This window comes from Methanoregula sp. (genome assembly GCF_023227875.1).
Lineage (GTDB): Archaea > Halobacteriota > Methanomicrobia > Methanomicrobiales > Methanospirillaceae > Methanoregula.
In genome coordinates this window covers 80823-95205 of record NZ_JALOCH010000004.1, presented here as the reverse complement: position 1 = coordinate 95205, position 14383 = coordinate 80823, and the positions used below count along the sequence as shown (strand labels likewise).

General features: G+C 57.8%; 14 protein-coding genes. 11 read left to right on the top strand and 3 right to left on the bottom strand.

What is annotated here, in order from left to right:
• Positions 1 to 23 precede the first annotated feature (23 nt).
• Positions 24 to 2060 (bottom strand): PAS domain S-box protein, encoded by a 2037-nt coding sequence (locus M0R30_RS05615; RefSeq protein ID WP_292544462.1) that lies wholly within the window; start codon positions 2058 to 2060, stop codon positions 24 to 26.
• A 243-nt stretch (positions 2061 to 2303) separates the two neighbouring features.
• Between M0R30_RS05615 and M0R30_RS05610 the strand changes: the two genes are divergently transcribed.
• From M0R30_RS05610 to M0R30_RS05590, 5 genes are all read left to right on the top strand, one after another.
• Positions 2304 to 2558, top strand: coding sequence for a hypothetical protein (locus M0R30_RS05610; RefSeq protein WP_292544460.1), 255 nt, complete (start codon positions 2304 to 2306; stop codon positions 2556 to 2558).
• 263 nt (positions 2559 to 2821) lie between these two features.
• On the top strand, positions 2822 to 4063 hold the full coding sequence (locus tag M0R30_RS05605) for an aldo/keto reductase (protein ID WP_292544458.1): 1242 nt from the start codon (positions 2822 to 2824) through the stop codon (positions 4061 to 4063).
• Positions 4056 to 4637 carry a TetR/AcrR family transcriptional regulator gene (locus tag M0R30_RS05600; protein ID WP_292544455.1) on the top strand — a complete coding sequence of 194 codons (582 nt, stop codon included), beginning with the start codon at positions 4056 to 4058 and terminating at the stop codon, positions 4635 to 4637. Before M0R30_RS05605 ends, M0R30_RS05600 begins: the two co-directional genes overlap by 8 nt.
• Positions 4638 to 4641: 4 nt before the next feature.
• Positions 4642 to 5367, top strand: coding sequence for an ABC transporter ATP-binding protein (locus tag M0R30_RS05595; RefSeq protein WP_292544452.1), 726 nt, complete (start codon positions 4642 to 4644; stop codon positions 5365 to 5367).
• Positions 5360 to 6766, top strand: a complete 1407-nt coding sequence (locus tag M0R30_RS05590; protein WP_292544450.1) for a hypothetical protein — start codon at positions 5360 to 5362, stop codon at positions 6764 to 6766. The genes M0R30_RS05595 and M0R30_RS05590 overlap by 8 nt, the downstream gene beginning before the upstream one ends.
• A 78-nt stretch (positions 6767 to 6844) precedes the next feature.
• Here M0R30_RS05590 and M0R30_RS05585 read toward each other — a convergent pair whose 3' ends face one another.
• The gene (locus M0R30_RS05585) at positions 6845 to 7069 is read right to left on the bottom strand and encodes a type II toxin-antitoxin system HicB family antitoxin (RefSeq protein WP_292544447.1); all 225 of its coding nucleotides are present in this window, start codon (positions 7067 to 7069) and stop codon (positions 6845 to 6847) included.
• Between the two features lie 108 nt (positions 7070 to 7177).
• On the bottom strand, positions 7178 to 7939 hold the full coding sequence (locus M0R30_RS05580) for a site-specific DNA-methyltransferase (protein WP_292544445.1): 762 nt from the start codon (positions 7937 to 7939) through the stop codon (positions 7178 to 7180).
• 230 nt (positions 7940 to 8169) lie between these two features.
• Between M0R30_RS05580 and M0R30_RS05575 the strand changes: the two genes are divergently transcribed.
• The 6 genes from M0R30_RS05575 (at position 8170) to M0R30_RS05550 (ending at position 14383) form a co-directional block, all read left to right on the top strand.
• The gene (locus M0R30_RS05575; protein WP_292544442.1) at positions 8170 to 8964 is read left to right on the top strand and encodes a hypothetical protein; all 795 of its coding nucleotides are present in this window, start codon (positions 8170 to 8172) and stop codon (positions 8962 to 8964) included.
• Positions 8965 to 9009: 45 nt separating this feature from the next.
• Positions 9010 to 9519: a tRNA (N6-threonylcarbamoyladenosine(37)-N6)-methyltransferase TrmO gene (gene tsaA / locus M0R30_RS05570; RefSeq protein WP_292544438.1), complete on the top strand. Its 510-nt coding sequence runs from the start codon at positions 9010 to 9012 to the stop codon at positions 9517 to 9519.
• Positions 9520 to 9579: 60 nt separating this feature from the next.
• Entirely contained in the window at positions 9580 to 9939 is a 360-nt protein-coding gene (locus M0R30_RS05565) for a hypothetical protein (RefSeq protein ID WP_292544436.1), read from the top strand.
• Positions 9940 to 9999: 60 nt separating this feature from the next.
• Entirely contained in the window at positions 10000 to 10485 is a 486-nt protein-coding gene (locus M0R30_RS05560) for a DUF2124 domain-containing protein (protein WP_292544433.1), read from the top strand.
• 81 nt (positions 10486 to 10566) lie between these two features.
• Complete coding sequence (locus M0R30_RS05555) at positions 10567 to 13515, top strand: AIR synthase-related protein (RefSeq protein ID WP_292544430.1); 2949 nt, start codon at positions 10567 to 10569, stop codon at positions 13513 to 13515.
• Position 13516: 1 nt separating this feature from the next.
• Positions 13517 to 14383 carry a phosphoribosylformylglycinamidine synthase subunit PurQ gene (locus tag M0R30_RS05550; protein WP_292544428.1) on the top strand — a complete coding sequence of 289 codons (867 nt, stop codon included), beginning with the start codon at positions 13517 to 13519 and terminating at the stop codon, positions 14381 to 14383.

Sequence of the window (14383 nt, the reverse complement as noted above, 5' to 3'; positions counted from 1 at the left end):
TGTCAGTAATCCCCCATCGGTTTTCAGGCCCGTTTGATCTCAACGGTGTCCGTTATGTACCCTTCAAAGGCAACAAGTTCTCCCTGGTTGTTGAAAATCCCCCGCCCCTGTCCCCAGACTTCCCGTACCCGGCCGGCCCGGTCGGATATCCTGTATTCCATCTGGAAAGGCTGAAGTCTGTCAACTCCCTGCCGGATCATATCGTACACCCGGTGCCGGTCTTCAGGAACTATGAGAGACCCAAAGGAGATGGTGCAATTCTGGATCAGATCTTCGGGAGCATAGCCGGTAAGATCCACACAACCGTTGCTGACAAATTCCATGGTCCATTCGGGATCATTCCTGCACCGGTAGACCATGACGGGCAGATTATGCATAAGGGTATCAAGGATCCTCCGGTTATCCGAGAGTGCCTCTGCAATCGCTTTTTGCTCCGTAATATCTTCTATGATGCCAAGGACGCCGGTGATTGTCACCTCATCGTAATATATCGGTGCCGCGAAAAGACGTATGTCGACTTTCGAACCGTCTTTTGTAATGCGCTGGAGTTCAATACCGGGAATGGCTTCTCCTGAAAGAACCCGCTGGATAAATGCCCTGAATTCCGGTAATTTCTCCATGGGAATGTTCGGGAGAGTTTTTCCGACCATCTCATATTCTGACCATCCGAACAGCCGCTCGGCTGCGGTATTCCATCGGAGGATTGTACCCCCGACATCGAAAGCGATGATGGCAAACGGCGAAGCAGAAATCAGGCTGGTAAGGAAATCATTGGCCTGGACCAGCTGACGCTGGTTGTTGCCGAGTTCTTCGCAATTCTGCCGGAGTTCTTCCGTGGTTGCTGCGAGTTGTTCATTGGCCGCGTTGAGGGCGTCATTTCTCCAGGCAAGTTCCCGTTCTGCATTTTTACGATCCGTGATATCCCGTACGGTAATGATAGCGATTGTCTGTTTCTTCTGGGGATAGACATTACCGGAGATTTCAGCCGGGAACAGGAAGCCGTCTTTTTTCCTGTGCCGTCGCTCGGGAATGTGCAGGATTCCTTCCCGGTCGGCCGGTATCATCCGCGCTCTGTCATCCGTAAGATCGCGGGATTGCAGGGACCTGAATTCATCGCGCGTATACCCGTATAACTGCATGGCAGCTATGTTCGCATCAAGTATTTTCCCGGAGTCCCGGTCAACAACGATCATCGCCTCCGCAGCGGCATCGAAAACATTGTGATAACGCCGCTCGCTGGCCCTGACAGTCTGCTCCAGTTTTTTCTGTAAGGTGATGTCGCGGATCGATTCGATAGCCCCGACAATACTTCCGTGAGCATCACAGAGGGGGGATGCAACAAACCAGAGGTATGCCCCTTTTCCCCCGTACATGTCCTGAATGAATTTTTCCGATATGAGTGAGCTGCCATTCTGCCGGATATTCTCATAGGTCTGTACAATGGCGATATCGTACGAGAGGATGAGATCGAGCAGGATTGGGCGGCGCTCATGGTAGAATGGGAGTGCATATTCATAATTTCCTTTGCCGAGCATGTCCGATGCGGGAACACCCGTCATCTGTTCCATGGCACGATTCCATGCGATGGCAATTCCCTGCGCATCGATGACGAGCGTGGGGTCTGGGAGAAAATTGATGATATCAGTCAGCCGCTGCTCCGATACCTTCTGGGCGTGGATGGCCAGTTTCTCCGTGACGGCTTTCTCGATCTTGTTCTGCAACTCGGCGAACTGTGATCTGGGATCCCCGCCTTTCTGGATATAAAAATCGGCGCCGTTTTCCAGTGCCTGGATGACAACTTCTTCACGCCCCCGGCCGGTGAAAAGGATGAACGGGATCGAACCATGGTGTTCCCGGACGAATTTAAGGAATTGTATCCCGTCCATGACGGGCATCTGGTAATCGGATAATATCGCGTCGTATTTTATGGATACAAGTTTCTCCTGCGCTTCAGGTACTGATGCTGAAGTATCGATATGAAACTTACCGGTTTGTTCAAGAAATACCTTGGCAATATCCAGCAGGTTCTGTTCGTCATCAACATAAAGGACAGAGATCATCCGCGCTCAGACAGTTTTATTACTGTATTTTTTCAACGGTAATACCATGACCAGTTTTGGCGATCAAATATTTTCCCATTTCACCTGATGATCGAATTCATTATCCTGTATTTGCCAGCGGCTGATACGTCAGGAATCTTCATATTCAACAAATCAATTAATAATTTATTATAATAAAAAGGTTCTCTTGAATCTCTTTAGAATTGCAAAAAGAATTAACAGTTCCATTGCATTCATAAATAAATGCCTTCAATCCGGGGTAAACCAAAAGAACAAATCTCGTATAAATGTCCCCACGATCTGTTACAAAAAATCAATACTGCGATTGAGAATGGAGAATATGCTTCAAGAAATGATATAATTACAGCGGCGCTGCTCACATTCTTCGAGAAGCGTAATAATGATTTGAGGTCTCTGATCATTGAATGGCTGAATTCTGATGAGGGTGAAGAGTATATGATAAACCTGATCAGGAGGATTCAGGAAAAGACAGAATAGGTGTGTATTCGTTTGATCCGAGATGCCAAAATTTTCCATTAGGCAAATCTCACTCCATAATTGATCGCGTACAGGTTCGGAAACCCTGCTGGAATATGAATGGGAGGGTTTTTTCCGGGTTCCATATCGTCCGGAGACATGAGGGGGCGTCCGGGATCTATGGGATCCATGAAGGGAATCCTGAGTAACACAGAGCGGTTCCATAAATTTTATTAATATCACCACCATATTGACTGACTAGTCAATTTACACTGGTGTTCCCGATGTTATACCGTACTGTTCCCAGAACCGGTGATAAACTATCCGCGCTCGGCTTCGGCTGCATGCGCCTCCCGTCCACCCGGACCGGCGGCGTGGATGAGGAGCGTGCGATCCGCCAGATCCGGCACGCAATCGACAACGGAGTAAATTACATCGATACCGCCCCTGTCTACCACTTCGGGAAGAGCGAGCAGGTGCTGGGAAAGGCGCTTGCCGGCGGGTTCCGCGAGAAGGTGCGGATCGCGACCAAGCTCCCCCACTGGGAAGTTTTCGAGCGGGCGGATATGGACCGGATCCTGGACGGGCAGCTGAAGACACTACAGACCGATCACATCGATTACTACCTCCTCCACAGTCTTGCCGGGAAAAGTTTCCGGATCATGAAAGACCTCGGCGTGCTTGAATTCCTCGATTCTGCAAAGAAGGACGGCCGCATCAGGAATGCCGGGTTCTCGTTCCACGGGAGCCTTGACGATTTCAAAGAGATCGTGGATGCGTACACCTGGGACTTCTGCCAGATCCAGTACAACTATCTCGATGAAAAAAACCAGGCCGGCACCGAGGGCCTGAAGTACGCTGCGGCAAAAGGTCTCGCGGTCATGATCATGGAGCCGCTGCGTGGCGGCAACCTGGCCGGCCGGGTGCCGGAATCGATCCGGAAGATCTGGGACGAAGCGCCTGTGAAGCGATCGCCGGCCGAGTGGGGCCTGCGCTGGGTCTGGGATCATCCCGAGGTTACGGTCGTCCTCTCGGGGATGAACGACGAAGTTCACATCGATGAGAACCTCTGCGTCGCGGGAGATGCAGCCTGTGGCTCGCTCAGCGATGAAGAGCGGGCGCTTATCGGCCGGGTCCGCGATGAGTACCGCCGGCTCATGAAAGTCGGGTGCACGGGCTGCGGGTACTGCATGCCCTGCCCGGCCGGGGTCGACATCCCCGGCTGCTTTGCCAGCTACAATGCGCACGCCCTCTTTCCCCACGATCGTGAGGTAAAATTCCAGTATGTTGGCCGGCACGGCGGTCTCATGGGCGAGAAATCCTGTGCCAGCCTCTGCCGCCAGTGTGGGAAGTGTGCCAAGGCCTGTCCGCAACACCTGCCAATCCCCGATCTCATGAAAGAGGTCTCAAAGGAGATGGAGGGGATGATGGACATCGTCGTCCCCATCATGAAGGGGGGGCTCTGGTGCATCAACCGGGTAAAACGGGTGAAGCGGGCAATCCTGGGTGAGAAGTCCCATGCGTGAACCTTCACCGGAAAAGCAGGAGGCGATCCTGAATACGGCGCTCACCCTCTTCACCGAGCGGGGCTTTTTTGGCACCCCGACCTCGTTGATCTCCAAAAAGGCCGGGGTTGCGACCGGGACGCTCTTCTTTTATTTCAGGACCAAGGAGGACCTGATCGATACACTTTACCGCCGGGTGAAGAGCGAGGCGGCCCGGGAAATGTGTCGGGGGCTTGATAAGGAGAAGACCGCAAAGGACAAGCTCCGCAGGCTCGGGAAGAACGCGGCAGGATGGGGTATAAGGAACCCTGCGAAACTGAAGTTCATGGAGCAGTTCGCCCACTCGCCGTTTGTCTCAACGAATGCCCACGAGGAGGGCATGTCCCACTTCCTCTTCCTGGAAGACCTTGTCCGGGACGGGATACGAAACGGCGAGATCCGGGATGTCGACCCGTCAGGTCTCTTCTGTATAATGGCTTCTGCCCTTTCGGGATTGATCGCCCATGCACTGTTGACAGATGACCCGGCTGAACGTGAGAAGATCATCGGGAACGGCCTTGATTTTATCTGGTATGGAATGAAGGTGGAGGAGTGATGGCATGACAATCGTACTGGAAGCACGTGACTTATCGAAAACTTATGGCGAAGTACAGGCAGTGGACCGCGTGACCCTTGCGGTAGAGGAAGGGGCACTCTTTGGCCTTCTTGGCCCGAACGGCTCCGGCAAGACCACGATAATCAAGATGCTGACCGGGCAGACCCGGCCGACCGGTGGCACGGCGACCGTGCTCGGGGTCGATGTGACATCAGACCCGGTCGGGGTACGCGGGCGTGTGGGCATCATCCCCGAGCAGGAGACCCCGCCCAGTTTCCTCACCGCGATGGAGTACCTCCGGTTCGTTGCCGCGGTCCGGAAGATCCCGGACATTGAGACAAAGGCTGACTGGTGGTTTGACTTCCTCGACTTTGCCGACAAGAAGAACGTGCTCTGCAAGGACTTGTCGAGGGGCACCCGGCAGAAGCTGATGTTCACGCAGGCGTTCATCCACGAGCCGGCGCTCGCCCTGATCGATGAACCGCTCATCAACTTCGACCCGATCATGCAGGACGTAGTCAAGGACTACCTCGCGGCGTATGTCAAGAAGGGAAAGACGATCTTCATCTCGACCCATATCCTGGAGGTGGCTGAGGAGATCTGCTCGGGTTTTGCAATCCTCCACAAGGGCAACCTGCTCCACACCGGTCCCGTTGCCGACCTGACCGGCAGGGGCGAACACCTGCCCTCGTTCTTCCTCTCGCTCGTCCGGAAGGATCGCCATGCTTGAACTCTTCCACGCCATGATGAAGGAAGAGTGGCGGGTCCATTCCACGATGTTTGGCAGCCTTTCGTTTGCCCTCTTCCCGGTCATGATCTTCGGGATCGCGTTCATGGGCTCGTTCCTCGTCCCGTTGATGCAGACCACGCTCCCCGCTGGCAATCTCACGGTGATCATCCACGCAAGTTACCTGATGCTCGGGATCATGGTCGGCGGGTTCGGGCTCCTGGGCAACGAGGTGATGAACCGGCGGTTCGGGCAGGCAAGCCTCCTCGCCTACTCCGCCCGGAGCCTCCCGCTCTCGGAGCAGTTCATCTTCTCGAACTTTGTCGTCAAGGACACGGTCTACTACTTCATCCTCTGGGTCTTTCCCTTTGGTTTCGGGTACATCGTTGCTTCGCCCTTCACCGGCGTCCCCCTCGCGAGTGCCCTCCTCCTGCTCCTCACCCTTGCGCTCGCGTTCCTCTTCGGACTCTGTGCGGTTTTCTTCCTCTCGACCATCTATGCCCGGTCAAAACCGGCGCTCTGGCTCTTCCTGCTGGCCCTTGTCGCGGGGTGGGGCGGCCTTGCCGTGCTGACCGGCATGAACCCGGCGCTCTTTTTCCCGCCGCTGCTCCTTAATGCCTCGTTCACGTGGGCGAACCTGCTCGCGTCTTGCGCCATTCTTGCGGTCCTCTTCGGGGTCGCGATTGCACTCTTCAGTCCCGAATCCGTGGGATCGGAGAAGAACTACCGGAACTCGTTCACCCCCCTCATGCAGCGGCTCTCGTTCCTGCCGGACCCCCCGCTTGCCACGAAGGACACGCTCGACCTGTACCGGAGCGGGAGCCTGGTCGGCCAGACGATCTTCTCGTTCCTCCTCCCCCTTGCCGTGATCTGGTTTTTCCTCTCCCTGCTGGGCCCCTACTTCCCGCCCCACGGCCTGCTCTTCATCTTTGCCATCACCACCGGCGTGATCGCGTCCACGATGTACACGTGGGTCACGATGTTCGACACCTTCGGGCCGTACGCCTGCCTGCCGGTTGCGGTCAGCAGGCTGATCACCGGGAAACTCACAACGTTTGCCGTTCTCCAGCTGCTACCGGCGCTCTTTATCGCGGTTGTGGCCCTCCTTTCAGGAGAAGGCGCGTACCTTCTCCCCGCTGTGGTGCTTGGCCTTTCCGTTTCGTTCTATGCCGTTGCGGTCATGGCCTGGCTCGCAGGGCTTTCCCCGAACGTGCTGGTGTACGACGTAAAAGTGCTCGCCATCTACCTTGTCCTCGTCGGGATCGTCCTGACGGTCTTCACCGCGGTGGCCTTCGCAAATCCGTATTACGTCCTTGCTTCAGTGCTCCTTCTTGTCCCGGCATGGTGGTTCGTGCAGAAGGCAAAGGTACGGTGGGACGCGGTCGACCCGGCGGGGTTTTAACTTTTTTAGGGCACATACGCTCGTGGGTAATTTTTAAAAAGGAGAGAACTTTTCATTCCCCGGTTATACCCGGGGAATTTATGCGGAGTCAGCGACTTCGATCCTGATGATCTCAGAATGGACGGATGCAATGGTTTTGTGCAGTTCCGCATTCTGTGCTTCCCGCACCACTTCAATCGCCTCACGGATACTGGCAATCGCTTCACCTTGGGTGTTGCCGTAACCACGCGCGGACGGGATCTCCACGCAACGGGCAGTGAACCCGCCCATCTCGTGGGATTCCGTGATGATGGTGTAGTGCATGATTGTACAAGAACGACAGGGTTATTTACAAAGTTTCTGGTTGAAACGGCCCTTTTGGGGCAGGAAACGACAAACCCGGGCCATGCACGCACACAAAAGCCAGCCCGGCTAACACCCGGACTCGATCCGCTTTTGTGCCAGCTCGCAGTAGCGGGCATCGATCTCGATACCGACCCCCTTCCGCTGGCACCGGCTGGCGGCAAGGAGCGTGCTCCCGCTCCCCATGAACGGGTCGAGCACGGTGTCGTCCACAAACGAGAAGAGCTTCATGCACCGGAAGGGCAGCTCCACGGGGAACGGCGCAGGGTGCCCGACCTTCTTCTTGCTTTCTCCGTTGAAGGTCCAGAGGCCGTTCGTCCAGGTCATGAACTCCTCTTTTGTTATGTCCGACTCGCGTGAACCGCTCGTTTTCTTCCACGAGTCCTTGTACAGCACCACGATCAGCTCCACGGGCGCGATCACGTATGGCGCCGAGGCGCTTGCCCACGACCCCCACGCGGTCCTGCGCGAGATGTTCCCCTCGTTCCAGATGATCGTCGAATGGTAGGAGAACCCGGCTTCCTTTGCGAGCGTCGTGAGATCGGCCCCTACGCTCTGCTGGCCCCCCTTGTTCTTGTCAAGCGGGATGTTTAAGCAGAACCGGCCATCGCTTTTCATCCACCCGTGGCACCGCTTCATCCAACGGGACGAGAAGTCCAAATATTCCGCGTACGTGCCCCGGTCATCGTGGGAATTGTACTGGATGTCCACGTTGTAGGGCGGCGACGTGACTACGAGGTCGATACTCTCTTTTTGAATCTTCTTTGTGGCAAAGAGGTCCTCGTTGATGATGGCCGATCGGTCGTTTTTGAAAAAATAGTCCTTTGCCACGCACGTACCTCAGGATAAAATTTGTCAGCTTCTGGTATAGTATTTCTCCCTTACCTTCCTGTCTTCTGATCCCTGCGTATATCCGTATTGCCGCACGTATCCAGGAAATTATATTCAATATAACCGGATGGTTAGATGAATAACCTCCGCCATCAGGTCAATATTATAAACGCCCGATCCCACTTTTGGGAAGTGAATTCTCTTTCTCATGTTTACAGGGGGTATTTGCAGTGATTTCAAGAGATCGTAAAGTATTATTCAGGGTAGCAGCATGCCTCGTGATCCTGGTATTGGTTGCGCCGTGCGTTTCTGCCCTCGTCACGGGCACACCGGTCCCGAAGAGTACAGATCCTGACCAGAAGGACCGGCCGGAAGTGATTGCATCCCAAAAGATGCATATCGCCTATGTCGGAGAGGATATGGACGTCAGCATGCGATGCACGATCAAGTACATCGACAGCATCAGCAACGGTAAGGGGACCACCCCCCTCAGGCAAATCCGCGACGATTACCTGGTGATTGCATCATCGGTCCCGATCATGACCACTTCTGCCGACATAACACAAGCCCGGGAGGAGCTTCGTGCCCAGACGAAGTTATTCTCCGATGAGACCACGACCCAGCTGGTGTTCTTCAACGGGAGCCGGGCCGACATGAGGGCCAGTACGCGGGCCTACCTGAATGCGACCCGGAGCATCGATGAGGACAATGAGACCGTCCACTGGCTTGCAAACGAGTCCGCCCGGCTCACTCTCTTCAACAGGTCGTCGATGGAACGGTTCAGGGCCATCTACAATCTCGAAAAACAGGGCGTGAACACAATGCTCCTCCAGAATGTATCAGACCAGATCAATGCCCAGCACCTCAACCTCCGGGGGGCCCTGGCCAACAAATCGGTGAAATCACTTGCAGCCACCAACGCCGCGATCAACGCCCTCACCCGCGAGTTCCGCGAGCATGTTGCAAGCTCCCGCACTGCGCTCGCGATCGAGATGAAACGCGATGCAATGATGGCGATGAAATAATTTTTAATCAATCGGTTTTTAGTGCCGGGGCGACAAGAACTCTTCATGCACGACACGCAGGATCCCCCTGCCACCTTCACCTATGCCCCGGTTGGCACTATTCACTCGCCGTTCCGTGACATCGCCGGCATGCCCATCCAGCCGAACGGGGCCCGGGGTACCCAAGGGACGATTGAGATCTTCGCACGGTACCGCGAAGGGCTCCTCGACCTCAGCGGGTTCGAGCGGGTCATCCTCATCTACGCCCTCCATAAGTGCGTGGATCACAACCTGACGGTAAAACCGTTCCTCGATACAACCCCCCGGGGCATCTTTGCTACGCGGTCTCCGAAGCGCCCGAACGCGATCGGCCTCTCGGTGGTCCGGCTCCTTGCCGTGGACATGGCGGGCGGGACGCTCACCATCGAAGATGTGGATGTGCTGGACGGCACGCCGCTCCTCGACCTCAAGCCGTACGTGCCGGTGTTCGATGCGTACCCCGGCTCCCGCTGCGGGTGGCTGGAGTCGGTTTGTAAAAATGCGGAGACGACCCGGTCGGACGACCGGTTCCGGTAATCCTCCTTTCTCCCGCCGCAACACTCATCATGCCGGCAGCCCAACGGAGTCCTGATCACGATGCGCTGGTACCCGCTTACGGTAAAAGAGGCCGTGTTCCTCCTGCCTGTCTTTGTGATGAGCGGCATCTTCTCGTACCTCCAGCCGTATTTTATTGCCCCCTCGCTCATCCCGTTCACGTACGTCCTGTTCCTCCTCCTCCTCCTGCTCGCGTTCTTCCCCATTGCACGGCCAGCGGACCCGATGGCGCTTGCAAAATTACTCTCCGTCCTCCTCGGTGCGATCTATGCCGCGATGATCGTGATCCGGGAGTTCGTGATCCGGCAGAATTATTCCTGGCACAGCATCGTTGTCATTGCCGGGGTCATCGTCAGTCCACTCATTGCCGGCTGGTGTTACCGCCATGCTATGAAACGGTGACCTGTGCCCCGCTTTTAACAACACTTATCCCGCATACCGCCCGAGATCAGGTGATCAGTTATGGTAACACGGGAGGTAACAAAGAGCATCCCCGGTATCCTGCGCCCCTACAAGGAGTTTGTGCAGGGCCTGGGCTTGAAGGACGGGGACCAGATCGCCTATTACGGCTGCGTGGGCACCTGCACGCCGTTTATCGAGTTCAATGCGGTCGCGGTCCGCGGCCTTCACGTGGAGCAGGTCTTTGTTCCCCTGCTTGACGAGACAAAGGCAAAAAAGATCCAGAACGTGGAGGATGTGGGAATGCAGGTCTCCGGCGGCCCGGCAACACTTCGCCCGAAACTGCTCGTCTTTATGGGCGGGCTTGCGATGCCGATGATGCCGGTGACCAAGGAGCAGGTGCGGGATATCATCCGGAAACACGTCGGGGCAAAAGTTGCCGGTATCTGCTTCATGAGCATGTTCGAGAAGGCCGGCTGGCTGGACACGGTGGACTTCGACCTGATGATCGATGCAACGCTCGACCCGGTAGTTGTGACGAGAAAGTAACATGGCCTGATCCCTCTTTTTTCCTACCCGTGACCTGCCCTTACGATACCTATTTTCTCCAGTGCGCCAAAATCTGTGTACATGGCTTCTTTTGTCCACCGCATAGAAGTTCACTATACCAAAGACCCCCGCCTGAAGACCCGGACGGACCGGATCCGGTCGCTCGGCTTTCCCATCGACGAACTGCACCTCACCGATGTGTACATGGTCGCGACGAGCGCACGGGATTTCACCCGGGACGAGCTGGTGCAGGTAGCACAGCAGCTCGTCAACCCGGTCGTGCAGGAGTTCACGGTGGACGAAGCAACCCTGCCCCTTTTCGATTACGCGATCGAGGTCGGGTTCCTCCCGGGCGTGACCGACAATGTCGGCACCACGGCCCGGCAGACGATCGAGGACTTCCTGGCAATGAAATTTGCCGAGGGGGAGGCGGTCTACTCCTCGCAGCTCTACTTTGTCCGCGGGCGGCTCGCCCCCGAGGCGCTCCGGGCCCTTGCCGGGACGCTTGCAAACCCCCTCGTGAACCGGGTGCGCACGAAGACCCGGGAGGAATATGGGCATACGGGTATGGACCGTATCGTGCCGCACGTGGAGCTCCACGAGCTGCCGACCGCGGGGCCGGTGGACCTTGGGATCGATGACGCGGAGCTGATGAAGCTGGGGAAGGAAGGGATCCTTGACCCGCAGACGGGAGAGCGCCGGGGGCCGCTCGCCCTTGACCTCGCCCAGCTCCACGCGATCCGCGACTATTTCCTGAAACTCGGGCGGAAGCCGACCGACGTGGAGCTCGAGTCGCTTGCCCAGACCTGGAGCGAGCACTGCAAGCACACGATCTTCGCTTCCGCGATGGACGACGATGTGCCAAAGGGGCTCTACAAGACGTACATCCAGGCGGCAACGAACGAGATCCGCGAGGCGGCGGGCGACAGGGACATCTGCGTCTCGGTCTTCTCCGACAACTCCGGCGCGATCATCTTCGACGACCAGTTCCTCGTCACCCACAAGGTCGAGACCCACAACTCCCCCTCGGCCCTCGACCCGTTTGGCGGGGCGCTGACCGGCATCGTGGGCGTGAACCGGGACACGATCGGTTTCGGCCTCGGGGCAAAACCATGCATCAACATCTACGGCTTCTGTGTTGGCGACCCCGATGCTGCAGCCCCTCTCTTCCGCGGGAAGGACATGTCGAACCCGGTACTCCCGCCCCGGCAGATCCTCGACGGTGTGGTCCGGGGCGTGGGTGTTGGCGGCAACTGCTCGGGTATCCCGACCCCGCAGGGGTTCTGTTACTTCGACCCCCGCTACGCGGGAAAACCGCTCGTCTTTGCCGGCACGGTCGGCGTGATCCCCTGGGAATCGGGTGGCCGGAAGCTTTCCGAGAAGGCGGCGCAGGCCGGCGACCTTATCGTGATGGTGGGCGGCCGGGTGGGCAAGGACGGGATCCACGGCGCCACCTTCTCATCGGAGGCGCTTGACCCGAAGAGCCCGGTCACCGCGGTGCAGATCGGCGACCCGATCACCCAGAAGAAGTTCTCTGACGTGATCGTCAAGGAGGCCCGCGATGCCGGCCTCTACCGGAGCATCACCGACAACGGGGCGGGCGGCCTCTCCTGCTCGGTCGCAGAGATGGCAAAGGAGTGCAACGGCTGCCATGTGCAGCTTGATTGTGTGCCGCTGAAGTACCACGGCATGGCCCCGTGGGAGGTCTGGATCTCCGAGTCGCAGGAGCGGATGACGCTTGCCGTGCAGCCGGAGAACCTCGCGGCATTCATGGCGCTGATGGAGCGCCGGGAAGTGGAAGCGACCGTGATCGGGACGTTCACGGACACCGGCCGGTGTGTTGTGGAATGCGGCGGGGCGGTCGTGATGGACCTCGAACTTGCGTTCCTGCACGACGGGCTGCCAAAGAAGCAGCTGAAAACGATCTTTTTGAAGAAGGCAAACCCCGAGCCGGACACCCCCTGCCCCGAGCGGCTCGACGATACCCTGCTCGCGATGATGAAGAGGAAGAACATCTGTTCGAAGGAGTACATCACCATCCAGTACGACCATACCGTGCAGGGCGGCCACGTGCTCGGGCCGGTGCAGGGGAAGGGCCGGGTGCAGTCGGTCGCAACGCTGACGAAGATTGTCCCCGGGTCGAAGAAGGCCGTCGGCCTCTCGCAGGCCCTCTTCCCCTCGTACTCCGAGATCGACCCGTACAACATGGCCGGTGCGGGCATCGACACGGCCCTGCGGGGGCTCGTTGCCATGGGCGTACCCCTGGACACGGTCGCGATCCTCGACAACTTCTGCTGGTGTTCGTCCGATGAGCCCGAACGCCTTGGGCAGCTGAAGCTCGCGGCAAAGGGGTGCTACGACTTCTCGAAGACATTCGGCACCCCGTTCATTTCCGGCAAGGACTCCATGTTCAACGACTTCTCGGGGTTCGACGCGGAAGGGGAGAAGGTGAAGGTCTCCGTGCCGCCGACCCTCCTCATCTCCTCCATCGGCGTTCACCCGGATGCGGGAAAGGCGGTCTCGATGGATGCCAAGATCGCCGGCGATCTCGTGTACGTGATCGGCGGGACTAAAGAGGAGCTGGGCGGGTCGGAGTACTTCGCCCTGCTCGGGAGCACCGGGAATACCGTGCCGGTGCTGGACGCGGCAGCGGCAAAGGAGCGCTATGTCCGGCTCGCGAACGCGATCGCCCACGAACTCGTGGCCTCAGCCTTCCCGGTCAACCACGGTGGTCTTGCGGTTGCGCTCGCAAAAGTCGCGGTTGCCGGCCGGCTTGGCATGGACCTCACCGTCCCTGTCCCGGACTCGATACGCCCGGACTACTTCCTCTTCTCGGAGTCGCTCTCACGGTTCGTGGTCACGGTTGCCCCGGACCACAAGCGGGCGTTCGAGCAGGCGCTTGGGCCGGACGCAGTGCTGCTCGGGAGGACGGGGGGGAGCCGGTTCCGGCTCACCGCACAGACGCTCCTCCTGGACGTGGCGGTAAGGGACCTTGAAACGGCGTACAAGGCCTCGTTTGGGAGGTTCTGATATGGCAACAGTACGGCGAAATATCAGGAGGCCGGCAGCAATGCCAACGGCCCCGGCAGCACCGGAACGGATCCCTGAAAAGGCCCTGATCATGAGCGGCTATGGGATCAACTCCGAGATGGAGACACACGTTGCCCTGACCCGGGCCGGCATGGATGCGGACATCGTCCACATCAACGACCTGATCGCGGGGGACAGGTCGATGGCAGACTACCGGCTGCTCGTCTTCCCCGGCGGCTTCTCGTATGGCGACGACACCGGTGCCGGCAATGCCTACGCGAACCGGGTCAGGAACAATCTCTGGGATGAGCTGCAGGAGTTCATGGACGGCGACAACCTTGTGCTTGGCATCTGCAACGGGTTCCAGATCCTCGCAAACCTCGGCCTCGTCCCCGCGTTCGACAGGACGTATGCCCGGGAGATCGCCCTGATGCCAAACCGCGGCGGCCGGCTGGAGTGCCGGTTTGTCACCCTGAAACCGGCGAACGAGAACCTCTGGACGCGGGGGATCAAACGGATATACTGCCCCGTTTCCCACGGCGAGGGTAACCTTTCGTGTTCGAAAGAAACCCTCCAGAAGATCAGGCAGAAGAAGATGGTCGCGTTCACGTACTGCCGGGAGGACATGAACCCTGCGGACGGTGAGTATCCCTACAACCCGAACGGTTCGGTGGAGGACATCGCCGGTCTCACCTCCGCGAACGGCCGGGTGCTCGGCATGATGCCGCACCCCGAGCGGGCAATGGAGTTCACCAACCTCTATGACTGGCCGCTCATGAAGGAGCAGGCGCGGCGCGAGGGCCGGGCGCTGCCTGCCGAGTCGCTCAACATGCAGCTCTTCCGGAATATCGTTGCGTACTTCTCGTAA

What these genes read in the sequence shown, in the direction of transcription:
- M0R30_RS05565 (WP_292544436.1), top strand. Translation starts at nt 9,580, where the DNA reads ATGCGCTGGTACCCGCTTACGGTAAAAGAGGCCGTGTTCCTCCTGCCT.
- tsaA (WP_292544438.1), top strand. Translation starts at nt 9,010, where the DNA reads ATGCACGACACGCAGGATCCCCCTGCCACCTTCACCTATGCCCCGGTT.
- M0R30_RS05590 (WP_292544450.1), top strand. Translation starts at nt 5,360, where the DNA reads ATGCTTGAACTCTTCCACGCCATGATGAAGGAAGAGTGGCGGGTCCAT.
- M0R30_RS05550 (WP_292544428.1), top strand. Translation starts at nt 13,517, where the DNA reads ATGGCAACAGTACGGCGAAATATCAGGAGGCCGGCAGCAATGCCAACG.
- M0R30_RS05585 (WP_292544447.1), bottom strand. Translation starts at nt 7,069, where the DNA reads ATGCACTACACCATCATCACGGAATCCCACGAGATGGGCGGGTTCACT.
- M0R30_RS05600 (WP_292544455.1), top strand. Translation starts at nt 4,056, where the DNA reads ATGCGTGAACCTTCACCGGAAAAGCAGGAGGCGATCCTGAATACGGCG.
- M0R30_RS05560 (WP_292544433.1), top strand. Translation starts at nt 10,000, where the DNA reads ATGGTAACACGGGAGGTAACAAAGAGCATCCCCGGTATCCTGCGCCCC.
- M0R30_RS05615 (WP_292544462.1), bottom strand. Translation starts at nt 2,060, where the DNA reads ATGATCTCTGTCCTTTATGTTGATGACGAACAGAACCTGCTGGATATT.
- M0R30_RS05610 (WP_292544460.1), top strand. Translation starts at nt 2,304, where the DNA reads ATGCCTTCAATCCGGGGTAAACCAAAAGAACAAATCTCGTATAAATGT.
- M0R30_RS05605 (WP_292544458.1), top strand. Translation starts at nt 2,822, where the DNA reads ATGTTATACCGTACTGTTCCCAGAACCGGTGATAAACTATCCGCGCTC.
- M0R30_RS05595 (WP_292544452.1), top strand. Translation starts at nt 4,642, where the DNA reads ATGACAATCGTACTGGAAGCACGTGACTTATCGAAAACTTATGGCGAA.
- M0R30_RS05555 (WP_292544430.1), top strand. Translation starts at nt 10,567, where the DNA reads ATGGCTTCTTTTGTCCACCGCATAGAAGTTCACTATACCAAAGACCCC.